We start from the raw sequence: 22,844 nt of genomic DNA, 5'->3' as shown, positions 1-22,844 counted from the left end.
CGATCAGTACAGTCGTCAGGGTGCGTCGTATCGCGGGATGTGCTCTGTTGCTTCTACTGGTGGCTGGTTGCACAAACAGCCACCCCACCCTCGACGAGGCCGCCCAGGTGCTGGCCACGGACATGGAAAAGCTTGCCGCCTTCTATCCGGCAACAAACAAAAAAATAGTCGACAGGACCGGCAAGGAGAAAAGCGACTTTGCGGTTTGCGCCAAAGACGAAACCGCCCTCCGCTCTTATGAACTCAGCAGTGATTTCAGCGAAGACAGCCCGACTCCTCCGGCCCAACGCGTCGAATCATTCAGCCTGCTCCTCATGGAGGAGCTTCGAAAAATCGGTTACGAGGTCGATCGGGAATCCAGTTGGGCGCGCCCCGGGCGGACCATCGGCGTTTTACACAAAAATGATCCTGGAATTACCGTCATCCTGGTCGCGCAGGATGCTCAACCCAATGTAGAGATCATCGGAAAGACCGACTGCATATCTGAAAGCCGATGATCACAGAGGCGGTCGAGAAAGACGAGCCTGCTCTCGAAATCGCGAAGCGGTCCGCCTCAGGTTGCGTGCGGCCCCATGACACTGTTCCGCAAGCCGAATGACATCCGACCGCCTTTGAATCACATCGGAATTGAAACGCTCAGCCGATGGACCGATCCATACCGGACCATCGGCAGTCGAATCGGCCTTAACTCGATCAAAGATCGTTTCGAGGTTCTTGACGTATCCCTCAAGCCGATCGGCCAATATTTCCTTTTCCTCGGCCTGGCGTAGCAGTTCACTCGGCTCCATCATCATCCCCCACGCGCGTCGAGTGCGGTCTTCAACACCGGCTCAAGCCTCCCGTAGAACAGATCTCTGAGTTGCCGAAGGTCTGAATCCCCAAGTGGCGGATGACCATGGGCCTGCCGCGAGGCACCAAGAGCGGCTATCTGAGCATCGACCAGGACCTCAACCAGGTCCGAGGCCTCTCCCGGCCTCTCTCTGTCAAGGATCCCCTCGATCGTGCTCTTCAAATTGTTCTTTTCGACTATGTCGACTACTTTTCCGGCCACCGTCTCCTTGAACACACCACCATCGATCACTTCACCCAAGACGCTTGCACCAAAAAGGTCCAAGGGGAAAGTAAGAAGCTCTACGATGACCTTGTCCGTTTCGTCAGCAGACAGATCGGCTTCATGCAAGCCGCTGAAAAAAATTGACGCCAACGCTCCCGATTCGACCACTTTTTCGTAGAAAATTTCACGTTGACCTTTTCTGCCCTCCTCGGTTGAGGCATCACCAAACGGATGCCCCTCCCCCAGATCGAGTTCTTTCAAAAATTCCCCGTAACCATTCCTGAGCGGTATCAGCGCCCCAGGACTCTGAAGTAACCCTCCAAAGAAATTTGAAATCTTTCCAGAGTCAAACTTCTGCCATCCCTCATCCGTTCCGCGACTTGGAAACCTATCCTTTCGATTCCAAACGCCGATGAGTTCGGGAAAATACTGTGATACATGCGTGGCGAGCACCTGGCCGACCGGAGACGGGGCGGACAGCGCGGGCCAGAAGTTCTTCCTGCTGTAGAGATCGATGATGTTGAGCCAGGCGTCACGGCGGAGGGTGACGTCCCCCGCCCCCGGGGCCAAGGCCCCGTCCAGAGCGGTGGCCAGTAGTTTCTCGAAGTCCGTACCGTCGAGGCCGTTCACCATCTCGGGCCGCAACAGCAGCGCCGCGTTCTCGGCCGAGGCCAGGAACCGCTGGGTCGCTCCCGCATCCCGGCTCAGCGCCTTGACCAGCCAGTAAGCGTTCCAGTCTTTCCCGTCCACCCGCGAACCGCCGTATTGAAGCAGCTTGGTTCCGGCCGCCAGGACGAACTCGCGTGACTGGCGGGCCAGTCCGAGTAGCGCCGCCATGTCTCCGATGGGCAGGTCTCCCAACGCGTGGTCGCGCAGCCCCTTGGGGAGGGTGCCCGCCGCGTCCGTCGAGGCGAACGCCTCGGCCAGCGGGCCCAGGTCCTTCTTCGCCTTCGCCAGGTTGGCCGGACTGTAGCCACGCGCGTCGTTCTGGTTTCTCGCGCTCACGGCGGCGAAGATGCCCGCGAAAGTGCCGGTGCCCAGGGTGGTCAGCAGTCCCGCCGAGTAGGCGGCGTCGACGGTCTTGCCCTGCCCTTCCCTGAGCGCCTCCTGGACCTTCTCCCAGTTCTGGACGCTGGGGTCCTTCTGGTACGCCTGCCATGCCGCCAGGGCTCGTTTTCCCGCGAAGATTCCCGCGGTCCGAGCTTCCACCTCGTCGCCGAACGCGAACTCCGCCGTCCTGAGGCCCCGTTGGGAAGCGGCGCCCTCGACGCGCTCGATCGTCTGGGTCCGCCAGGTCAGATCACGCCGCGTCTCGTCAAGGAAGCGCCCGACCCCGTCGAGCACCTCGGCGCCCGGTCCGGCGGGCCAGTCGGTGCCCGCTTCGGCGATGGAGGCCGACAGCGAGGGCCTCAGCGTCTGAGCGCGCTGCACGGCGTCGTCCATGGAGGTGATGAGACGCCGCGCCCCGGCCGGATCAATGCCGACAAACTCCGCCATTCGGCCCGGCCTCCTCGGGGCGAGACGTCAGCGAAACAAAGCCCCAACAGATTATCGCGAATTCTCAACAACTGAAGATGTTGACAAGAAAAGACTGGCGGCCGCTCGGGAAATATGCACCCGACGGAGCCCCCGACTCCGGATCCAAAGCACTTTTCACCGCGTTCCGGATACGCACTTCCTATTGCGGCAACGGGCCATTACTTTTCGTAGTGGTCCGATAACGAAGCGCGCGTCGGTCCCCCAGCGGCCCCGGCACGAGAAAGGAGCCCGCGATGCCCGCCCCGCGTGAGCCGGAAGGTGAGACCAGTCCCCTCACCTTCTTCGCCTCCGAGCTTCGCCGCCTGCGCGATCAGGCCGGACTGTCACAGGAGCAGCTGGCCCAGCAGATCGCCTATTCGACCGGCCTGGTCAGCATGGTCGAGAGGGCCAGGCGCAACCCGTCGCTCGACTTCACCGAGCGGTGCGACCGGGCGCTCGACGCCAACGGCGTGCTCATCCGGATCTGGCCGATGCTGACCTACGGCGTCCTCCCGCCGCGCTTCCGCCCCTGGGTGGACATCGAGCAACAGGCCCACAGCCTGCGGGGCTGGTACCCGTTGCTCGTCCCCGGCCTCCTCCAGACCCCCGACTACGCCCGTACGATCCTGGAGGCCTGTCCGGGAACGACCGACGAGCGGGTGCAGGAGCTGCTGACCGCCCGCCTGGAGCGTCAGAAGATCCTGGCGCGCGACAACCCCCGCCGCTGTGGACCGTGCTCGACGAGGGAGTCCTGCACCGGGGCGTCGGAGGTCCGGACATCATGCGCGACCAGCTCGCCGCGCTTCTGAGCGCGTCCGAGCACCGGAATATCTCCATCCAGGTCGTACCAAAAAGCGCCTACGTAAACGGCGGTGCGATCGCGGGTCTGGAGGGAGGATTCTTCATTGTGAGCGCCGAGGGCAGCCTGGATGGTGTATTCGTGGAGTCCGCCGCCGTAGGGCATGTCACGGACCATCCTCGCGACGTGGCGGCGATCTGCAGGCGATACGAAGCTGTCCGCTCGGCGGCCCTGCCCGCGCGGGCGAGCGCCGACCTCATAGCGAAGGTGATGACGGAATGGCAGCAGACCTGACCGGCGCGACCTGGCGCAAATCCTCCCTGAGCGGCTCCGAAGGCGGCAACTGCGTCGAGGTGGCCGTCATCGGCGCCCCTCGCAGCGGGTACAAGGCGGACCTCGGCGCCCTGCACGTCCTGCGCGACTCCAAGAACCCCGGCGGGCCGAAGCTCTTCTTCACCCGGGCCGAATGGGACGTCTTCATCGCGGGCGTGAAGCTCGGCGAGTTCGACCACCTCGGCGACTGACACCTCACGTCCGAGGCACCGAGACATCAAGGCGCCGAAGCACCGGAAACGCCGAAACCCCGGCGCCCGGTGCCGGGGTTTCGCAACGAGATTCATGACGCCGCCCGTGCGAGAGGTCTCCTCGGCGGCCGTACGGGAGAAGCCTCAGGGGCCGAGACCCGCCAGAAGGTGGTCGACGATCCGTTCGGCCAGGTCGGAGGGGTCGGTGCCCTCGTCGACGCCCTCGGTGCGGATGTACCACATGACGGTGCCGACCAGATTGGCCATCGCGATGGGGACGTCGAGGCCGGCCCGCAGCTCGCCGGTGACGACGCCGCGCCGCAGCAGGGCGGTGATCGCCGCCCTGCGCGGCTCGATGGCCGCCTTACGGATGCGCTCCACCAGGCGGGGGTGCCTCTCGGCCTCGTTCATCGCGATGTTCATCACGCAGCGCCTGCGCGCGTCGCACGCGTCGCGCAGGAACACCCGCGCGTAGACGACCAGATCCTCGCGGACCGAGACCCCGTCGACCGGGGGCAGCGGCGTCTTGAGGGTCGCCAGCGCGTCGACGAGCAGGTCCTCCTTGTTCGACCAGCGCCGGTAGATCGTGGTCTTGCCGACCCCCGCGCGAGCCGCGATCGCCTCGATCGACAGCTCGGAGATGCCCACGCCCTCCCCGACCAGGTCGAGGGTCGCGTCGATGATGGCCTTCTCCGCCCTGGCGCTGCGGGGACGGCCCGCGGGGCGGGGGCTCTGAGCCCCGGCGGCCTGAATCTCGTCGGTGGTCGTCATGGCGCTCCTACACTACCGCCGGTTCCTGGTCAGGAGTGATCTCCCCCAGGGCGGGGGCCTTGGAGGACTTGCCGGGCAGCCACCTGAACACCATCAGGGCTCCGACCAGCGCGATGACCGCGGAGACGAGGGCGGTGACGTGCATGCCCTCGACGAAGGCGTGCTTGGCCGGTTCGATCAGCGCCGCGCCCTGGGCGCCGAGGCCCTGGGCCACGCCCAGCGTGCCGGTCAGCGACTCCCCCGCCAGGTGCCTGAGCTGGTCGGGCAGGCCTGTCAGGGTGGGGGCGATCTGGTCGCGGTAGGTGGCCGAGAGCAGCGAGCCGAGAAGCGCGACGCCGAGCGCGCCGGCCACCTGGCGGACGGTGTTGCTCATGGCCGAGCCGACCCCGGCCTTCTCCCTGGGAAGCGCCTCCATGATCGCGGTGGTCGCCGGGGGCATGATGTTGGCCATCGCCGCGCCCTGGACGAAGAACACGACCTCCAGCAGGATGATCGGGGTGTTGTGGTCCATCAGCGCGTAGGAGGCCAGCGCGGCGGCCACGACGACCATGCTGACGGTGGCGCTCAGCTTGCCGCCGAAGCGGGCGGCCATCTGCTGGCTCAGCGGCGCGAAGATCAGCTGTGCGGCGGCGAAGGGGATCATCAGGGCGCCCGCCTGCAGCGCGCTGAAGCCCAGCACGATCTGCAGGTAGAAGACCAGGAAGAACATCGCGCCCATCATCGCGAAGAACACGATGCCGATCATGCCGACCGCGGTGGCGAAGCGCGGGTCACGGAAATAGGTGACGTCGAAGGCCGGGTGGTCGATGCGGCGCTCGTACCAGACGAAGGCGGCGAGCACGACGACGCCGAGGACGGTCGGGACGAGCACCTCGGCGCTGGCGATCGTGGCCAGCTCCCCGCCCCGGATGATGCCGTAGGTGACGGCGACGAGGCCGACGATGGAGAGGATCACGCCGACCGGGTCGAGCCTGGAGGGCTTGGGGTCGCGCGACTCGGGCACGACCAGGCTGATGAGCACCATGCTGACCAGCACGATCGGCAGGTTGACCAGGAAGACCGAGCCCCACCAGAAGTGCTCGATGAGCAGGCCGCCGGTGATCGGGCCGATCGCCACGGCCAGGCCCACCCCGCCGGCCCAGACGCCGATCGCCTTGCCGCGCTCCTGCGGGGGGAAGACGTTGGAGATGATCGCCAGCGTGGCCGGCATGATCGCGGCGCCGCCGATGCCCATGAACGCGCGGGCGACGATCAGCTGCATGGGGTCCTGGGCGTAGGCGCTGGCCAGCGAGGCCAGGCCGAAGAGCACCATGCCGACCATGAGCATGCGCTTGCGCCCGGTGCGGTCACCGATCACCCCGAAGGTGAACAGCAGGCCCGCGAACACGAGCGTGTAGGAGTTGATCGCCCATTCCAGCTGGCTCTGGGTGGCCCCCAGGCCCACCTCAGGGTCCGCGATCGTCTTCAGTGCGACGTTGAGGATGGTGTTGTCGAGCACGACCGCCAGGAGGCTGAAGACCAGCACTCCCAGGATCTGCCACCGCCGGGGGTGGCCGAGCTGTTGTTCCACGAAGGCCCCGTATTCGATACGCTTAAGTTTCGAAACACCACCGTAGCGCTGATCATTACGATACGCAACTGTATCGTTTCGTATTTATCATGAAATATCCCGCTTTCATCCTGCGCCCCTCCGGCGTGACGCGCCGAGGCCGGGGGCCGTCGGAAGCGCTGACATCGGGTACGGCCCGGATCACCGGGCCGGCGACGCCCCGAAGCGGGCATGGCCGGAACCCCGACGCCCGAAACCGGGCGCGCCCTGAAGCGGGCATGGCCGGAACCCCGACGCCCGAAACCGGGCGCGCCCTGAAGCGGGCACGGCCCGGACCGACACCCAGAAACCGGGCGCGCTCCCGAAGCGGGCACGGCCCGGACCGGCCCCCCGGAATCGGGCGCCTCCCGGACCGGGCACGGCCAGGCGGGGCAGAGGTCAGGCGGCCACCGGGACGGGCTCCTTGACCGCGGCCGCGGTACGCCGCCAGAACGGCAGGGCGACCAGCACCATCACCACACCGACCAGTCCGGCGGCGGCGAAGGCCCACCCCGGACCGGGGCCGTCGATGATCACGCCCGCGATGGGCGCCGCGGAACCGGCGCCGATCAGCAGCGCCGTGCCGTGCAGGCCCATCGCCTCCCCGCGGGCCCCCGCGGGCACCCAGCGGGTCACGGTCTCGATCGTGGAGGACAGCGCGGGGGCGCACAGCACCCCGGCCGGCAGCAGGGCCAGGATCAGCCAGTGCCAGTCGCCGCCGACCAGCCCGACGGGGATGGTGAGCACGCCCATGGCACCGATCAGGATCAGCGGCGACACCCCCCGGGGCAGCATGCCATACACGAAGCCGCCCATCAGCGAGTAGGCGCACCACAGGCCGATCGCCAGCCCGACCCACGCGGTGTCGCCGTCCTGCGTCATCGTCGCCACCAGGGACAGCTCGGTGGCGGCCAGCACGAAGGTCGCCGCGGCGACCGTGCCGAGCAGCCCGAGCATGCCCGGGGTGAGCCACCGGCGCCGGGGGACCTTCACCACCGGCTCCTGGAGCTCCTCGTCCGAGCGGACGGGCGGGTTCAGCACGATCAGGGCCACTCCCGAGGCGACCAGGCCGGTCGCGACGACGCCCATGGTGGGCACGCTGCCCAGGAGGGTCACCCCCGCGACCGCCAGGGCGGGACCGGCCATGTAGGAGAGTTCCACGATCATGGAGTCGAGGGAGAAGCCCATCCTGCGCTGGTCGACCGGGACCAGCGCCGTGAGGCACTGCCTGATCACGCTGAACACCGGGAGGCTGAGCAGGCCCGCGGGCACCGAGGCCGCGAGCAGCAGGGGGAACGGCATCGCCCACGCGGTGGACCAGAAGGCTACCTGGGCGAGCGTGGTGACCAGCAGCACCGGGCGCAGGCCGTGGCTGTCGACGAACCTTCCGGCCAGCGGCGAGCCGACCGCCATCCCCACCGTGCTCGCCATCGTCACCAGGCCGGCCGCGGCGAAGCCGAGTCCGAGGCCGCTGGGGTCGACGACGTGCATCGTCAGCGTGATGGCGATCGCGGTCGAGGGAATGCGGGCGACCAGCCCCACCAGCAGCAACGATCGCACACCCGGAATCGCGAGCAGGCGACGGTAAGGTTCCAAAGCCATTGTGATTACTTACCTCCGCGAGCATTGTGCCGTACACCCGTAGCACTTCCGCCACCGGATTACCGCGCCGAGGCGGCACCCTCCGTCCGCCCTCCGTCCGCCCTCCGCCCGCCCTCCGCCCGCCCTCCGCCCGCCGGCCGGACGTACCGCCCGCTCACACTCCGTCACCGGGCCGAGGGTACGCACGGGGGCGGGCCGGGAACACGAACGCGCCGGACCAAAAAGGATGAATGTGTCGCATATCACCCGTACCCACCCATCGGATTACCGCACCGATCGGGTCTGTTGAACCTGTCGTACGCGTGCAATCATCGAAACCGTCCGGGGACGCCACAGGGGCGCCTCGAGACTTTCACTGGAGGTCCCATGTCCTCTTCCGTCACCAACCGGCCGACCTCTCTCTACGGCGGCCAGGCTGGACGAAGGATCACCGTGCGCGACGTCGCCGCCGCCAAGGAGCGCGGCGAGCGGTGGCCGATGGTCACCGCGTACGACGCGATGACCGCCAGGGTCTTCGACGAGGCCGGCATCCCCGTGCTGCTCGTCGGCGACTCGGCCGCCATGGTCGTGTACGGGTACGACTCGACACTGCCCGTGTCGGTGGACGATCTCATGCCCCTGACGGCGGCCGTGGTCCGCGGCTCCTCCCGCGCGATGGTCGTGGCCGACCTGCCGTTCGGTTCCTACCAGTCCTCTCCCCAGCAGGCCCTGGAGACGGCCGCCCGCTTCATGAAGGAGGCCGGGGCCCACGCGGTCAAGCTCGAGGGCGGGCGGCGGGTGCTCCCCCAGGTCGAGGCCCTGGTCTCGGCCGGCATCCCGGTGATGGCCCACCTGGGCCTGACCCCCCAGTCGGTCAACGCGCTCGGCGGCTACCGCGTGCAGGGCCGCGGCCAGTCGGGCGACGAGCTGATGGCCGACGCCAAGGACCTGGAGTACGCCGGCGCGTTCTCGGTGGTCCTGGAATGCGTCCCCACCGACCTGGCCGAGCGGGTCACCGCGTCCCTGTCGATCCCCACCATCGGCATCGGCGCCGGGCCGGGCACCGACGCGCAGGTCCTCGTCTGGCAGGACCTGATGGGCCTGACCGCCAGCCCCGCCAAGTTCGTCAAGAAGTACTTCGACCTGGCCCACGAGATGGACCGGGCCGTACGCAGCTTCGCCGACGAGGTGTCGACCGGCGCCTTCCCCACCGCCGAGCACAGCTACCGCTGAGACCCCGGGCCGTCCCGGTGCCCCAGGAGAACCTGGGGCACCGGGGCGGCTTTTCTCCGGTAGGAGCCCGTACGAGCCGGTTCCGGCCCGTGCGAGAGGTCAGACGAGCGTGGCGGGATCGGTGTTGGCGCCGCACACGACGACGGCCACCCGCTCGCCGGGGGCCGGGGTGTACACGCCGGACAGCAGGGCCGCGTACGCCGCGGCGCCCGCGTGCTCGGCGGCGACCCTGTGCTCCCGCCACAGCTCGCGCCGCGCCTCGACGATGGCCTCGTCGGAGACCAAGAGGCTCTCTGTCCCCGCCGCGCTCGTGATCTCGTAGGCGAGCTCGCCCGCCCGGCTGGCGCCCAGCGCGTCGGACCCCACACCCGAGACCTCGACGCCGACCGGCCCGCCCGCCTCCAGGGCCCGGTGCAGGGTCGGGATGAGCTCGGGCTCGACGGCGACCACGCGTGCCCGGCCGCCGAGGGCGACGGTGATCCCGGCCACGAGCCCGCCGCCGCCGACCGCGACGACGACCGTGTCGACTCCCCCGGTCTGCTCCAGGACCTCCAGGCCGACCGTGCCCTGCCCCGCCACCACCTCGGCCTGGTCGTAGGCGTGGATGTCCAGGGCACCGGTCTCGGCCGCCCGCTTGACCGAGGCCTCGTACGCGTCGGCGTAGACGGCGCCGGTCTGGGTCACCCGAGCGCCCAGCGCGCGCAGCCCGGCGACCTTCACCGGGCTGGCCACCGTCGGCACGAAGATCTCCGCCCGGACGCCGAGGCCGCGCGCCACGTACGCCACCGCCAGGCCGTGGTTGCCCCCGCTCGCCGCGATCAGCCCGGCCTCGGGGATCCCCTCCGAGGTCAGGGCACGGTTGAAACCCCCGCGCGCCTTGAACGACCCCGAGTGCTGCAGCCCCTCCAGCTTCAGGAACAGCCCCGGCGACACCTCGACCACCGGCGTACGCAGGACATGCCCGGCGATGCGCTCGGCGGCCCGCTCCACGTCCTCGATCGACACGCTCACGCGCGCCCCCTCCCCAGAAAGTGATCCGGAAGTGCCGGAAGTGACCGTCCGGCCCCGCGCCGCAGTGTAGGAGACACGGCGGGCCCTGCTCCCGGCGGCGTCAGGCGAGCGCCTGCTCGAAGTCGGCCCACAGGTCCTCGACGTGCTCGATGCCGACCGCCACCCGCACGGTCCCCTCGCCGATCCCGTGCCGGGCGAGTTCCTCGGCCGTCAGGGAGCGGTGGGAGGTGGTCGCGGGGTGCAGGATGAGCGTCTCGACGCCGCCGAGGGACGGCGCCAGCAGGGCCAGCCTCACCGAGCTCATGAACCGCTCCCCCGCCTCCCGCCCGCCGGTCAGGTCGAAGGAGAAGACCCCCCCGAAGTCGGGCAGGAGCTTGGCCGCCAGCTCGTACGAGGGGTGCGAGGGCAGTCCGGGCCAGTGCACGACGGAGACCGCGGGGTGGGCGTCCAGGCGGGTGGCCAGCTCGCGGGTGTTGGAGCAGTGACGCTCCATCCGCAGCGGCAGCGTCTGGATGCCGCGCAGGGTGAGCCAGGCGGCGAACGGGTCCGCGGTGGCGCCCAGCTTGGTGTGGAAGGACCACACCTTGCGGTACAGCTCGTCGGAGGCGAAGACGGCGATCCCGCCGAGCACGTCGGTGTGCCCGCTCAGGTACTTGGTCGTGGAGTGCACCACGATGTCGGCGCCGTGCTCGATGGGCCTGCACAGGATCGGGGAGGCGAAGGTGTTGTCGACCACCGAGACCAGCCCGGCCTCGCGGGCCGCGGCGCACATGCCCGGCAGGTCGGCGACCTGGGTCACCGGGTTGGCGATGGTCTCCAGGTAGACGAGCTTCGTCTCCGGCCGTACGGCCGCGCGCAGCGCCGCCGGGTCGTCCTCCGGGACGTAGGAGACAGAGATCCGGAACCGCCCCGCCAGGTCGTTGATCATCGAGGCGGTGCCGCCGTAGAGCGGCTTCTGCGCGATCAGGTGGTCGCCGGGCGCCAGCAGCCCGAGCAGCACGGAGTTGATGGCGCCCATCCCGGAGCCGGTGGCCACGGCGCCGACGCCGCCCTCCAGCCCGGAGACGGCCTCCTCGAGGGAGCGGACCGTCGGGTTCGACAGCCGCCCGTAGACGAAGGCCCCGTCCGGGCGGCCCATCCCGTCGGCGAAAACGGCCGGGTCGTCGAAGACGAACCCGGAGGTCTGGTAGAGCGGCACCGTGATGGGCTGGCTGCCGTTCAGAGGCGGTTGGGGCAGGTGGACGGTGCGGGTCTCCGGACGAAAATCAGTCATATGACAAGGATGTCCGGTTAAGGAGCTATTTGTCAGATCCAATCAGGCAAGATTGGCCTGCTTCAAGAGTCGAATCCACTCAGACGACCACCGGAAGGCCGTCGTCGACGGGGCCCGTCCGTCGCGGACGAGGGCCCCGCCCGGCCGGACGCTAGATGTCGGTGATGCGCAGGCCCGCGTGCGCCTTGTAGCGGCGGTTGATCGAGATGAGGTTGGCGGTCAGCGCCTCGACCTGGTGGGCGTTGCGCAGGCGGCCCGCGTACACGCCGCGCACGCCGGGGATGCGGGCCGCCAGCGCCTGGACGGTGTCGGTGGCCTCGCGGTCGTCGCCCGCCACGAGCACGTCCAGGGTGATCTCCTCGACCTCGGGATCCAGCAGCAGGACGGCCGAGACGTGGTGGAAGGCGGCGACCACCCGGCTGTCGGGCAGGACGGCGGCCGCCTGCTGGGCGGCGCTGCCCTCCTCGACCGGGAGCGCGTAGGCGCCCTGCTTGTCGAAGCCGAGCGGGTTGACGCAGTCGACGACGATCTTCCCGGCCAGCTCGGAGCGGAGGGACTCCAGCGTCGAGCGGTGCCCGTCCCAGGGAATGGCCACGATCACCACGTCGGCCTCGACCGCCACGGTCGCGTTGTCGGCGCCGCGCACCGATCCGCCGATGCTCTCCGCCGCCGCCTGAGCCCGTTCCGCGCTCCGCGAGCCGATCAGCACGGTGTGCCCGGCGAGGGCGAACCGCCGGGCCAGGCCCTTGCCCTGGTCGCCGGTCCCGCCCAGGATCCCGACCGAGACCTTGCTCACGTCCGGAATGTCAGTGCTCACTCGCCGCTCCTCATCGTCCCCGGTCGCTCAGGGCCGGACTCCGTCGACCATATCGCCTGTCCAGATCATCTCAGGGCAGCGTTTCCCGGATCGGCGCGGGGTGTCTGGGGCACGATGGTGCGATGGACGCTGGATCGGTGACGCTGCTGCGCGAGGTCCTTGCCTCGACCGGCTGGGTGGAGCGGACCCGCGAGCTGGGCCTCGCCCTTCGCGCGACGCGCTCCCCCGGCGGGCTGCTGCTGGTCGGCACGCCCCGCGGGGAACCCTGGCACCTGACCGCGCACCTGAGCGACGAGGCCAGGCTCTCCGGGATGCCCCAGCTCTCCCCGACGCTGGTCCGCTGGGCCCCCGTCCCCGGGGCGCCCGCGCACCTGCGGGTGGGGCTGGAGCGGATCGAGCGGGCCCGGCGGGGCGAGACGCTGTTCGTGGTGGCCGAGGACCGCGCCCCCGAGGCGCTGCTGGAACGGGTGAGCGACGCCCGCAGGACCGGCACGACGATCCTGGCCCTGGACGGCGGCGACCCGGACCTGAAGGGCCTGGCCCACGACGCGCTGACGGTCCCCGAACGGGCGCCGTTCTCCTTCGACGGCGCCCAGCACCTGGTGAGCATGGCCGCGGGCGAGGTCGGCCGCCGTCCCGGCCTGCGTGACCGCCTGGCCAGGCTCCTGGAGCGGATCAGCGGCCCGCAGGTCGCCGACTAGGCCCTCCGACCGCCGACCGGCCACCCGGCGGCCACCCGCCGACCGGACCCCGCCGGGTCACCGACCCGGCCGGGCAACCGGGCCCGGCAAGCGGGCCGGGCAACCCGGCCGGTGCGGCTAGGAGGCGTTCCAGCGCGCTCCGAGCCGTCCCGACAGCTCCTCGGCCGCCTCCCTGAGCGCCGCGATGACCACGGCCTGCACCGGGTCGGGCTCACCCGAGCGGGTGCGGCTGAGGCGGGTCACCGCGTCCAGCTTCCTGGCGCCCACGTTGGTGATGCCGGTGACCACGACCTCGCCCTCCGGGACGTCGAGCAGGGCCAGCGACGGCACGATCGCCACCCCGTGCCCCGCCGCGACCAGGGCGAGCGTGGGCGGGAACTCCTGGATCATGTGCACCCGGCGCGGGGTGAACCCGTGCAGGGCGGCGAACCGCTCCAGGGCGTGGCCGCAGGCCTGGTCGGACGGCCCGGCGATCCAGGGCACCCCCGCCAGGTCCGCGACCTCCCTCGGGACCTCCGCCCAGCCCGGCGGGGCCACGATCCGGTACTCGTCCACGTAGAGGGGGTGGGAGGCGATGGACTGCTGCGCCGCGACGGCCTTGTCGGTCTTGTCGGCGTCCGTCTCGGTGAGGGCGAGGTCGACCCCGCCGAGGCGCAGCTCCCGCAGCGCGGGCGCCCCGTACAGCTCCTGGATCCGCGGCGTGATCTGGGGGTGGCGCTCGGCCAGCCTGCCCAGCGCGGGCACCAGCAGGTGCCGGATGACCGTCGGGAACGCGGCGATCGCCACCGGCCCGGCCAGCCGCTCGGTGAAGCGGATCAGCTCCCGCCTCGCCTCCCCCAGCTCCTCCTCGACGCGCTCGGCGTATCCGGCGAGGACCCGGCCGGCGGGGGTGAGGGCGACCCGGCGCTGCGACCTGTCGATGAGGGAGAGCCCGACCTCCCGCTCCAGGAGCGCGAGCTGCTGCGAGACCGCCGAGGCCGTCAGGTGGAGCGCCTCCGCCGCGCGCATGACACCGCCGCGACGGGCGACCTCGTGGAGCACCCGAAGCCGCCGGGGATCGATATCCATGCAGCTCAGCTTACGTGGATATTAAGAAAACTTTATTTGCCCTTCAGCGAGGGAAGTGGAAATCGTGGGGCATGAGCTTCTCCCCGTCGGGCGCGTGATCCGGTGTCCCTCTTCGTCAACCTGCTCGGCTGGGCCGGCGCCGCCCTCATGCTGTACGGGTACGCCATGGTGTCGATGTCCAGGCTGTCCGGCGACGGCATGACCTACCAGGTGATCAACCTGGCCGGGGCGGTCGCCCTGATGGTCAACACGGCCTACCTCGCGGCCTGGCCCTCGGCGATCCTCAACGTCGTCTGGGGCGTGATCGGCCTCGTCGCGATCGGCAGGATGGCCGGGGCCCGCACGAGGCGGAAGGGGGTGAGCGTCCCGTGACCCGGCTGGTCGAGCTGAGCCACCGCATCACCGAGGGGATGACCACCTACCCCGGCGTCCCCGGCCCCCGCCTGGGCGTGCACCTGAGCCGGGAGGCCTCGCGGGAGGTCTACGCCCCGGGCACGGAGTTCCACATCGGCAGCGTCGAGCTGGTCGCCAACACCGGCACCTACCTCGACACCCCCTACCACCGCTACCCGCAGGGGCCCGACCTGGCGGGGGTGCCGCTGGAGTCGCTCGCCGACCTGCCCGGCCTGGTCGTACGGGCCGAGGGGGCGCCCTCGGTGGGGCTCGACCGGTTCGCCGGGCTGGACGTGCGCGGCAGGGCCGTCCTCCTGCACACCGGCTGGGACCGGCACTTCGGCACCGAGGCGTACTTCCACGGCCACCCCTACCTCGAACCGGAGGCGGCCCGCCGGCTCGCGGAGCGGGGGCCCGCGCTCGTCGGCATCGACAGCCTCAACATCGACGACACCCCGCCCCGCGGCGAGCGGCCCGCGCACACGCTGCTGCTCGGAGCGGGCATCCCGATCGTGGAGCACATGACGGGGCTGGCCGCGCTGCCCGGCAGCGGGTTCCGCCTCCACGCCGCGCCACCGCTGCTGGCCGGCCTGGGGACCTTCCCCGTCCGCGCGTACGCCGTCGTGGACGGCTAGCGCCGGCCGGTGACCTCAGTCGTCCCCGTCCCAGGCGCGGTCGTTCTTCCTCCACTCCTCGTTCCGGTCGGCCGCGGTCTTCAGCGCGGCCGACGCCGCCTCGCGGGTCGGGTACGGGCCCATCCGGTCCTTGTTCGGGCATCCGTCGTCGGGTTCGACGGCCATGTGCGTCAGGCAGAACCACCATTGATCACTCATGCGGCAATACTGCCCAGTGAGAAGCACAACTAGACTGGGGGACCATGACGACACTGCTCCAGCCCGGGCGGATCTCTCCCATCCGCAAGGTGCCCTCTCACATCCAGCGGCCGGAGTACGTCGGGAAGAAGTCCCCGAAGACCGGGGAGGCCGACGTCAAGACCCCCGAGATCATCGAACGGATGCGGGTCGCGGGCAGGCTGGCGGCCCAGGCGCTCGAAGAGGTCGGCAGGCACGCGACCCCCGGCGTCACCACCGACGAGCTCGACCGGATCGGCCACGAGTTCCTCTGCGACCACGGCGCCTATCCCAGCACGCTCGGCTACCGCGGATACCCCAAGTCGCTGTGCACCTCGATCAACGAGGTGATCTGCCACGGCATCCCGGACGACACCGTGCTGCGCGACGGCGACATCGTCAACATCGACATCACCGCCTTCATCGGCGGCGTGCACGGCGACACCGACGCGACCTTCCTGGTCGGCGACGTGGACGAGGAGTCGCGCCTGCTGGTCGAGCGCACCCGCGAGGCCACCAACCGGGCCATCAAGGCCATCGCCCCCGGCCGCCAGCTCAACGTGGCCGGCCGCGTGATCGAGGCCTACGCCAAGCGGTTCGGCTACGGCGTGGTCCGCGACTTCACCGGCCACGGCATCGGCACCACGTTCCACTCGGGCCTGATCGTCCCCCACTACGACGACCCGTCACTGGCGGTCACGCTGGAGCCGGGCATGACGTTCACGATCGAGCCGATGCTGACGCTCGGCACCATCGACTACGACATCTGGTCCGACGGCTGGACCGCCGTCACCAAGGACCGCATGCGGACCGCCCAGTTCGAGCACACCATCCTGGTGACCGAGACCGGCCACGAGATCCTGACACTTCCCTGAACCCGGCCGACCTGCGGAGATCCCGGCGGCGGGCCCCTGATCCCGGCTAGTCCTGGCAGGGCACCACCCCGGTGACGGTGGTTCCCTCGCCGGGGACGCCGTTGACGCTCATCGTGCCGCCGAGCTGTTCGAAGTGGGCGCGCATGGCGGCGACGCCCCGGCCCCTCGCCTCCCCGAAGAAGCCGATGCCGTTGTCACTCACCGTCATGCGCAGGCCGCCCCTCCCGAAGGTGACGGCGACGGAGACGACCCGGGCGCCGCTGTGCCGCTCGACGTTGGCCAGCGCCTCCCCGAGCGCGGCCAACACGGCTCCGGCGATCACGGACGTGACGTCCTGGACGGGCAGCGCCCAGATCTCGACGGTGACCCCGGTGCGCTCGGCCCATTCGGTGAGATGCTCTTCGAGCGCCTGGGCCAGGCTCCGGCTCCGGCCCTCGCGTACGCGCACTTCTTCGGACACAGGCTCAACCTTCCCTGATGCACATTGCAGCCACCGGCCCCCCGACCGGATATGTGACTGGGCGTGGCGCGCGGTCAAAAGCGCTGCACCCGCTGCGGTGAGCACGAGCCCCCTGAAATACAGGCTACCGGGAGGTGTCCGTGAGGGGGCTCGAAGATAGAAGGGCGTAGCTGTCCGGCTACTCCGCGCCGTCTCGCCTGTTGAGTTTGGCCAGGTAGTCATTGTAGGCGTCGAGCTGGACGTCGCCGCTGCCCCCGTCGCGGGCCGCGACGGCGTCGGCGCGGCGGTCCGCGCGGCGGGCCCCGCGATCGTCGTGGCGCCACCACTGGAAGGCCAGCGCGAGGAGCACGATGAGGGTCGGGATCTCGCCGAACCCCCAGGCGATGGCGCCGCCGGTCTGCTGGTCCTCGATCGCGGACGCGCCCCAGGTGCGGCCGAGCTGGTCGTACCAGTCGGAGGCCAGCACGGTGGTCATGCTCATCAGCGCGATGCCGAAGAACGCGTGGAACGGCATGGTCACGAACAGCAGGATGAGCCGGGCCACGTGCGGCAGCCGGTAGGGGGCGGGATCGACACCGATGATCACCCAGAAGAACAGGCACCCGCTGAGCAGGAAGTGCACCGTCATCACGATGTGGCCGAGGTGCTCCTCCATCGCGGCGGCGAACAGCGGCGTGAAGTACAGCGCGTAGGTGGAGACGATGAAGATCGCGGTGGCGATCGCCGGATGGGCGATGACGCGGACGAACCTGCTGTGCAGGATCGTCGTCAGCCACTCCCTGGGGCCCCGGTCGCCCCTGCGGGCGGCGGGCCGCAGGGCGCGCAGCGCCAGGGTGACGGGCGCGCCGAGCACGAGGAAGATCGGCACCATCATCGACAGCGTCATGTGCTCGGCCATGTGCGCGCTGAAGAGCACCTTGGCGTAGCGGGCGACACCGCTCTGGGTGGCGATCAGCAGGATCAGCACGCCGGTGAACCAGGCCGCCGTACGGCCCTTGGACCAGGAGTCGCCGCGCCGGGCGAGCCGTACGACACCCGCGAGGTAGAGGCCGGCCAGCAGGGCGACGAGCGTGCCGGAGAACAGGTCGAACCACCACAGCGAGGCCAGGTTGGCCAGCGAGATCTCCGGCGGCATGGTGTAGCCGAGCACGTCGAAGGCCCTGTCGACGGGCAGGACCGCCGGGGGCGGCGCGGTGCGCGACAGCGCGACGGCCAGCCCGACGGCCGCGAACATGACGACGACCTCGCCGACGGCGAAGCGGACGAACGTCCCGGACCCGCCCGCCGCGAGCAGCGGCAGGGTCCGCCTGCGGTGCCACCAGCCGACGGCGCCGAGCAGCGCGAACGCGACGGTCTTGGCCACCAGCAGCAGGCCGTAGGCGGAGGTGAACAGCTCGGAGAGCGCGCTGAGCCTGGCCACGACGCTGAAGAGGCCGGACAGCCCCACACCGACGAAGCACCACAGCGCCAGGGCCGAGAAGCGGGCGGCGGCGATCTCCAGGTGCGGCCGGCGGCGCAGCGCGTGCGCGCAGAGCACGCCGAGCCCGCCCACCCACAGGGCGAGGACGACCAGGTGGACGGCGACGCCGGTGGTCGCCAGGTCGTGGTTGGGCGAGGAGGAGGAGTGGCCGGTCAGCGCGGGCGGGAGCATGGTGGCCAGGGCGAGGACCAGCAGGCCGCCGGCCGCGCCGGCGGTGATCGCTCCCCGGGCGAAGAGCGCGATCGCGACCGAGAACAGGATGACCAGGGTCAGCGAGATGCCCTGGGAGACCTGGCTGGCGAAGCTGGTGAGCTCGTCGCCGCCGAGCACCTCGGCCACCGGCAGCCCGAGCGCCTCCGAGAGGCTGAACACCATCGTCGCGGCGGCGGCCCCGGCCCAGGCGAGGGCGGTCCAGGAGGCGGCCTTGACGTAGTCGAGGGCGGATTTGCCGAGCAGGCCCTTGTCGTTGGGGAGCAGGATCGCGGCGGCCAGGAGCGTGCCGACGGTGAGCACGCCCGCGGCGTCCATCGCCAGCTTGGCCAGCGGAAGTCCCCAGCGGGTGAACGCGCCCTGGTCGGGCAGGCCGGGGATGATGCGCGGGCTCGCGGCACCGCTGGCGATCATGGCGACCACCAGGGCGACGACGGCCGCCCCGGTGCCGGCCAGGGCGAGCCTCGCGATCCGGCCGTTCTTCGGCGCCTCGACCTGTGCCGCCTGCGCGGCCCGCGCGGTCTTGCTCATGGCTGCTTCCTGCCGCGCATGCTGAAGAACAGGCCGATGCCGACGCCGGTCAGGGCGCCGACGACGATCCACATCCAGCCGGGCACGCCTCCCGAGGAGCCGTCCTCGCCGGACGCCCCGGCCGCGGCGGCCGGGCTGAGCGTGGCGACCGGCGTGCTCGCGGCGGGGTCCTCGGCGGTGGCCGTGCTCGCGGCGGGCTCCGGGGACGCGGGGGGAGACGAGGACGCCGAGGATTCGGACGGGGAGGGCTCGGCGGAGCCGAGCAGGGTGAAGGGGATCTCCCCCTCTATCGGGTGGCCGTCGGAGGACACCACGCGGTAAGCGATGACGTAACTGCCGGGAGGAAGGCCTCCCTTGACCTTCTGGGTCACCACGGGGCCGTCGATGGCGGCCTTGCCGTCCTCGAAGGACTCGTCACCGGAGTGGACGACGACCTTCGGGAAGCGCACCGTGGCGCTGAACGTCAGCTTCACCTCCTCCAGGGTCTCGACCTTCGCGCCCTTGGCCGGGTTGCTGCTCTTGAGCCGGTCATGCGCGAGGGCGGGCGAGGCGAATGCCGTACCGAGGACGAGGGCGACGAGAAGCGCGAGGGCGACCGCGACAGGGGAAGTCTTCATGGCAACCACAAGGCTACCGACGTGACCACGCGGTCTCGACCCCCCTGTCCGATCTACGGTCTCGCGCGGGTCGCCCTCGCCATCCCGATCTACAGCCCGACGCAGGCCATCGCCCGCTTGTAGGCGTCGACGCTGCGGTCCGGCTCGTCGATCCGCTCCAGGACCCGGGCCGCGGTCAGCCAGGCGTGGGCGGTGAAGCGGGTCTCCGGCGCCTGCTCCAGGCATTCGGCCCCGGCGGACAGCTCCCGCGAGGCGTCCGCCTGCATGCCCAGCGCGGCGAGGGTCTCGCCGTGCAGCAGGCGGGCCTCGGCCTGAAGGGCCTTGGGCATGCCGTCGAGCAGGTCGCAGACGAAGCGCATGTGCTCCTCGGCCCGGTCGGGCCTGGCGAGCAGCAGCTCCACCCGGACGAGGTTCATCGCGCAGCGCATCTTGGTGATCGAGCTGGCGGAGCTCTCCGCCAGCTCCTTCTCGACCTTGAGCAGTACGTCGCGCCAGGCCTCGGCCTCCATGGGCCGGGCGATCAGCAGGACCTGGGCGTAGTCGTTGCGCAGGCGGGCCAGCCGGCGCGGGTCGCCGTACTCGGACTGGATGGCCAGGGCGCGCTCGGCGTGCGTGACCGCCTCCTCCGCGTGACCGGTCTCGATGGCGGCGATCGCGGCGTTCCAGTGCGCCAGGGTGAGCGCCAGCGGGGTGGCGAGAAGCTCGGCGGCGGCGAGGAGCTCGGCGGAGAACTGGCGCGCCCTGAGCAGGTCGCCGCGGTCGACGTACGCGGCGAAGAGCTGGCCGCCCAGCCTCATGAGGCCGTCGGTCCAGACGGGCTGGACCGCGCCGGTGAGGATCTTCTCGGGGACCTGCATCGCCCGGGTCAGGTCCCCGGCCTCGCGGTAGCAGCGCGAGAGCGCGACGGCGACCGCGATGTGACGCTCGGGGTTCATGGTCGCCGCGTCGCCCTCGTGCAGCCCGCTGAAGAGGGCGATCGCCTGGTCCAGGTCGCCGCAGGCCTCGGTCGCGAGGGCCAGGCCGTACTCGGTGTCCTGCCGCAGCTGGGGCAGGCCCGCCAGGCCGTTGTCGGCTAGAAGCTCGGCGTAGCGGGTGCGGGCCTCGACGACCTCACCGTTGTCCAGGGCCATCTGCGCGTAGCCGAGCGCGAGCTCGATCTCCTGCATCTGCTCGGCCGTGACGCCGTTGATCAGATAGGTCAGGGAACAGTCGAGTTTTTCGGCGAGAAGCTCCAGCACCGCGGGCGTCGGAGTACGCTTGCCACTCTCGATCAGAGAGACGTAACTGTCCGAAAGTTCTGGATGAGCGAGCTGCGCCTGAGAAAGACCACGTTGCCGACGGACGGTTTTGATGCGCTGCCCCACCAAGTCTTGACCAGTCACGTTACCCCTTGAAAGATATCATTTGAGCAGCAGAACCTACGACAGGAGTCTCCCCGTGCGCCGACGTCTTGCCTTGTCTGCCCTCGCCCTGCTTTTTACGGCCACTTTTGCCGCCACTGGCAATGCTACGACCGTGAGTGCTGATTCGTCTGCCCCCTCGAAGGACACCGGTAAGTATTCTTCGCAGATGACCAGCGCTCAGGCCAACCTGGGCTGGGAGTACGGGGACTGAGCGAAGGCTCAGCCCGTCCGAAGGACAAGGAACGAAAAGAGCCCCGCCCCTCAGTGGAGAGCTTCCAGCCAGCGAGCCGCTCCACCCGGCGGAACCGGTGCCTCGCACCGGCGTGAGTGTGCGGGCACCAGCCACGCACACTGCAGCGATAACGGCACCCGCCGAGAACCCGGGGCGTCCGCGCCCCTCGAATCGGCGCCACCGATCGCGGCCGAGCCGGGATCCGAACCCCTCCACGAAGATCGTTTCTCTTCACGGGGATCCCGGACAGAAGAACACATGTGTATGATTCGTGTCACATACGTACGACTTCATCGCAGGTTACGGCTCGCGGGCCACACGGCCCGGACCGGGGATGCCGGTGACGGCCCCCCGGCCCATCTCGTCGGTGTCATGTCGTTCCGCCCGTTCCCCATCGCCGACCGGTCCGCAGGCCGGTCGGCGAACGGGCTCCGCGTCACCGGCCACCCCTCCTTTAGAACCAGTCATTACTCTAAAAATATATTGAAATAATCCACCATCAAGTCAATGTCCTAAAGCGGTCAGCCGGACTTCCGAAAGGCAGACGGCTGATTTGTCGTGGACACAAAGAAAGCATTCGGCCACACCGGTCCGCTGAAAACCGGGAATGCGGCCCACCCTCCGGGAGCGAGAAACGCGATCCGCCCCGGGAAAACCACGAATGCGATTCGCCCGCACACCCTCGGCCACCCCGCCCTTCGGCCGGATTTCGGCCCCCGGCGCACGCTCCCGCACCCGGACCCCGACGGGCGTCTCTAGATGATCTCTAGGCTCACCTGCGACAGTGAGCGGTGAGAATTCCGGAAAGCTCCGGTGAAGACCGGTGACGGGGGTCCGTTTCTCCGGGCCCGACACGAGAAGGCGTCTTCCGAGCGTCTCCCCGCCGCCACCGGCCCGGATGACATGACGGAGGGACCGACATCGATGGGCGACTCCCCCTCACGCGCGCACGACGGTGACGACCGACCACCCGCCCGCGCGGCTCTCAACCCCTTCCCCGGCGCGGAACGCCTCCCGTTCGGCGCAGAACACCTACCTCCTGGCGCAGGACATCTCCTTTCCAGCGCAAAATACCTCCTTTCCGGCGCAGGGCGCATCGGAGGCTCATCGTGGCGCGGGTCGTCGGCGACGCCCGCCGGGAGCGCGTTCGGTCCGGCACGGCTCGCGGGGGGCACATGACCCACTCCCTGCCGGCCTCCCCCTCCGCGGGAGAGCGGTCCCGGGTCCGCCACGACGCCGAGACCCTCTGCTCGTCCGCCGAGCGGACGATAGACATGTTTCTTCCTGAACCAGGGAAAAACACCGCGTTCCTCCGGATTTTTGCCCCTGCCGTCGTCCCGCCGGAGGTGCGGACGAGGATCGTGGTCGATTCGCCGTACGAGACGGCCGCTCTCCCCGCGTCCGTGGAGTTGAGGGTCGACCCGCTGATCTCCGAGAGGTTCCTGGTGATCGACGGCCGCATCGCCATGACGGGCCACGCGTCCCGGATGACCATGGTGCGCGCCCCCGTGCTGGTCTCGTTGCTGGGAGAGCTGTTCGAGCACGTCTGGGCACGCGCCGAGTCGCGGCCCCGCGGGTGGAAGGCGTCGTTCTCGGTGACGGAGCAGGAGAGGACCATTCTCAGAATGGCCGCGGAGGGCATGACGGACGAGATGATCGGCCGCCGGCTCGGGCTGACCTCCCGCACCGTGCGCCGCCACATGGCCAACGCGATGGAACGGCTCGGGACGCACAGCAGACTCCAGACGGGAGTCCGTATCGCCAAGGCGGGAATCGTCTAGGTGATTCGCGGAGAATCTTGCGTCACAAACTCGTCGGATAGTGTCTTCTCCACGGCTTCGCCGCGCCATGCCC

General features: G+C 69.7%; 22 protein-coding genes and 1 pseudogene. 10 read left to right on the top strand and 13 right to left on the bottom strand.

Annotated features, from left to right (window positions below; genetic code table 11):
* Positions 1–20: 20 nt before the first annotated feature.
* Both AC5L38_RS05420 and AC5L38_RS05415 read left to right on the top strand, forming a co-directional pair.
* Positions 21–497 (top strand): hypothetical protein, encoded by a 477-nt coding sequence (locus tag AC5L38_RS05420; protein ID WP_495241644.1) that lies wholly within the window; start codon positions 21–23, stop codon positions 495–497.
* Positions 498–572: 75 nt separating this feature from the next.
* On the top strand, positions 573–770 hold the full coding sequence (locus AC5L38_RS05415; RefSeq protein ID WP_495241643.1) for a hypothetical protein: 198 nt from the start codon (positions 573–575) through the stop codon (positions 768–770).
* Positions 771–790: 20 nt separating this feature from the next.
* Here AC5L38_RS05415 and AC5L38_RS05410 read toward each other — a convergent pair whose 3' ends face one another.
* A complete protein-coding gene (locus AC5L38_RS05410) occupies positions 791–2,551 on the bottom strand; it encodes a hypothetical protein (RefSeq protein ID WP_495241642.1) in 1,761 nt (586 codons plus the stop codon).
* 275 nt (positions 2,552–2,826) lie between these two features.
* Between AC5L38_RS05410 and AC5L38_RS05405 the strand changes: the two are divergent.
* Positions 2,827–3,665 (top strand): annotated as a pseudogene (locus AC5L38_RS05405) (helix-turn-helix domain-containing protein).
* Positions 3,650–3,895 carry a DUF397 domain-containing protein gene (locus tag AC5L38_RS05400; protein ID WP_495241641.1) on the top strand — a complete coding sequence of 82 codons (246 nt, stop codon included), beginning with the start codon at positions 3,650–3,652 and terminating at the stop codon, positions 3,893–3,895. Before AC5L38_RS05405 ends, AC5L38_RS05400 begins: the two are co-directional and overlap by 16 nt.
* A 144-nt stretch (positions 3,896–4,039) precedes the next feature.
* On the opposite strand, the gene AC5L38_RS05395 is transcribed toward AC5L38_RS05400, so the two are convergent.
* From AC5L38_RS05395 to AC5L38_RS05385, 3 genes are all read right to left on the bottom strand, one after another.
* Positions 4,040–4,666: a TetR/AcrR family transcriptional regulator gene (locus AC5L38_RS05395; RefSeq protein ID WP_495241640.1), complete on the bottom strand. Its 627-nt coding sequence runs from the start codon at positions 4,664–4,666 to the stop codon at positions 4,040–4,042.
* 7 nt (positions 4,667–4,673) lie between these two features.
* The gene (locus AC5L38_RS05390) at positions 4,674–6,236 is read right to left on the bottom strand and encodes an MFS transporter (RefSeq protein ID WP_495241639.1); all 1,563 of its coding nucleotides are present in this window, start codon (positions 6,234–6,236) and stop codon (positions 4,674–4,676) included.
* Between the two features lie 417 nt (positions 6,237–6,653).
* Positions 6,654–7,814, bottom strand: a complete 1,161-nt coding sequence (locus tag AC5L38_RS05385) for an MFS transporter (RefSeq protein WP_495241638.1) — start codon at positions 7,812–7,814, stop codon at positions 6,654–6,656.
* 408 nt (positions 7,815–8,222) lie between these two features.
* Here AC5L38_RS05385 and panB point away from each other — a divergent pair, with 408 nt between their 5' ends.
* Positions 8,223–9,068: a 3-methyl-2-oxobutanoate hydroxymethyltransferase gene (panB, locus tag AC5L38_RS05380; RefSeq protein ID WP_350970736.1), complete on the top strand. Its 846-nt coding sequence runs from the start codon at positions 8,223–8,225 to the stop codon at positions 9,066–9,068.
* 99 nt (positions 9,069–9,167) lie between these two features.
* Here the strand turns inward: panB and AC5L38_RS05375 are convergent, their stop codons facing one another.
* From AC5L38_RS05375 to npdG, 3 genes are all read right to left on the bottom strand, one after another.
* Positions 9,168–10,079, bottom strand: coding sequence for a threonine/serine dehydratase (locus tag AC5L38_RS05375; RefSeq protein ID WP_495241637.1), 912 nt, complete (start codon positions 10,077–10,079; stop codon positions 9,168–9,170).
* A gap of 100 nt (positions 10,080–10,179) precedes the next feature.
* On the bottom strand, positions 10,180–11,352 hold the full coding sequence (locus AC5L38_RS05370; protein WP_495241636.1) for a trans-sulfuration enzyme family protein: 1,173 nt from the start codon (positions 11,350–11,352) through the stop codon (positions 10,180–10,182).
* 151 nt (positions 11,353–11,503) lie between these two features.
* On the bottom strand, positions 11,504–12,169 hold the full coding sequence (gene npdG / locus AC5L38_RS05365) for an NADPH-dependent F420 reductase (RefSeq protein WP_495241635.1): 666 nt from the start codon (positions 12,167–12,169) through the stop codon (positions 11,504–11,506).
* A 122-nt stretch (positions 12,170–12,291) separates the two neighbouring features.
* Between npdG and AC5L38_RS05360 the strand changes: the two genes are divergently transcribed.
* Positions 12,292–12,870 carry a hypothetical protein gene (locus tag AC5L38_RS05360; RefSeq protein WP_495241634.1) on the top strand — a complete coding sequence of 193 codons (579 nt, stop codon included), beginning with the start codon at positions 12,292–12,294 and terminating at the stop codon, positions 12,868–12,870.
* A gap of 117 nt (positions 12,871–12,987) precedes the next feature.
* Here the strand turns inward: AC5L38_RS05360 and AC5L38_RS05355 are convergent, their stop codons facing one another.
* Positions 12,988–13,938: a LysR family transcriptional regulator gene (locus AC5L38_RS05355; protein WP_495241633.1), complete on the bottom strand. Its 951-nt coding sequence runs from the start codon at positions 13,936–13,938 to the stop codon at positions 12,988–12,990.
* A gap of 102 nt (positions 13,939–14,040) precedes the next feature.
* Between AC5L38_RS05355 and AC5L38_RS05350 the strand changes: the two genes are divergently transcribed.
* Positions 14,041–14,310: a CBU_0592 family membrane protein gene (locus tag AC5L38_RS05350; protein ID WP_495241632.1), complete on the top strand. Its 270-nt coding sequence runs from the start codon at positions 14,041–14,043 to the stop codon at positions 14,308–14,310.
* A complete protein-coding gene (locus AC5L38_RS05345) occupies positions 14,307–14,966 on the top strand; it encodes a cyclase family protein (protein ID WP_495241631.1) in 660 nt (219 codons plus the stop codon). The genes AC5L38_RS05350 and AC5L38_RS05345 overlap by 4 nt, the downstream gene beginning before the upstream one ends.
* Before the next feature lie 15 nt (positions 14,967–14,981).
* Here AC5L38_RS05345 and AC5L38_RS05340 read toward each other — a convergent pair whose 3' ends face one another.
* Positions 14,982–15,164 carry a hypothetical protein gene (locus AC5L38_RS05340; protein WP_344743302.1) on the bottom strand — a complete coding sequence of 61 codons (183 nt, stop codon included), beginning with the start codon at positions 15,162–15,164 and terminating at the stop codon, positions 14,982–14,984.
* A gap of 44 nt (positions 15,165–15,208) precedes the next feature.
* On the opposite strand from AC5L38_RS05340, the gene map reads away from it, so the two are divergent.
* Positions 15,209–16,057, top strand: a complete 849-nt coding sequence (gene map, locus AC5L38_RS05335) for a type I methionyl aminopeptidase (protein WP_495241630.1) — start codon at positions 15,209–15,211, stop codon at positions 16,055–16,057.
* A gap of 46 nt (positions 16,058–16,103) precedes the next feature.
* Here the strand turns inward: map and AC5L38_RS05330 are convergent, their stop codons facing one another.
* The 4 genes from AC5L38_RS05330 to AC5L38_RS05315 form a co-directional block, all read right to left on the bottom strand.
* Positions 16,104–16,517 (bottom strand): sensor histidine kinase, encoded by a 414-nt coding sequence (locus AC5L38_RS05330; RefSeq protein ID WP_495241629.1) that lies wholly within the window; start codon positions 16,515–16,517, stop codon positions 16,104–16,106.
* A 178-nt stretch (positions 16,518–16,695) separates the two neighbouring features.
* The gene (locus tag AC5L38_RS05325; protein ID WP_495241628.1) at positions 16,696–18,738 is read right to left on the bottom strand and encodes a bifunctional copper resistance protein CopD/cytochrome c oxidase assembly protein; all 2,043 of its coding nucleotides are present in this window, start codon (positions 18,736–18,738) and stop codon (positions 16,696–16,698) included.
* Positions 18,735–19,355 (bottom strand): copper resistance CopC family protein, encoded by a 621-nt coding sequence (locus AC5L38_RS05320; RefSeq protein ID WP_495241627.1) that lies wholly within the window; start codon positions 19,353–19,355, stop codon positions 18,735–18,737. Before AC5L38_RS05320 ends, AC5L38_RS05325 begins: the two co-directional genes overlap by 4 nt.
* A gap of 89 nt (positions 19,356–19,444) precedes the next feature.
* A complete protein-coding gene (locus AC5L38_RS05315) occupies positions 19,445–20,719 on the bottom strand; it encodes a helix-turn-helix domain-containing protein (protein ID WP_495242070.1) in 1,275 nt (424 codons plus the stop codon).
* Between the two features lie 1,632 nt (positions 20,720–22,351).
* Between AC5L38_RS05315 and AC5L38_RS05310 the strand changes: the two genes are divergently transcribed.
* Positions 22,352–22,771 (top strand): helix-turn-helix transcriptional regulator, encoded by a 420-nt coding sequence (locus AC5L38_RS05310; protein ID WP_495241626.1) that lies wholly within the window; start codon positions 22,352–22,354, stop codon positions 22,769–22,771.
* The last annotated feature ends 73 nt before the right edge of the window (positions 22,772–22,844 follow it).

Source organism: Streptosporangium nanhuense, from assembly GCF_059358815.1.
Note: the sequence above shows the minus strand (reverse complement) of the source record. Positions and strands in the feature narration are given on the sequence as shown.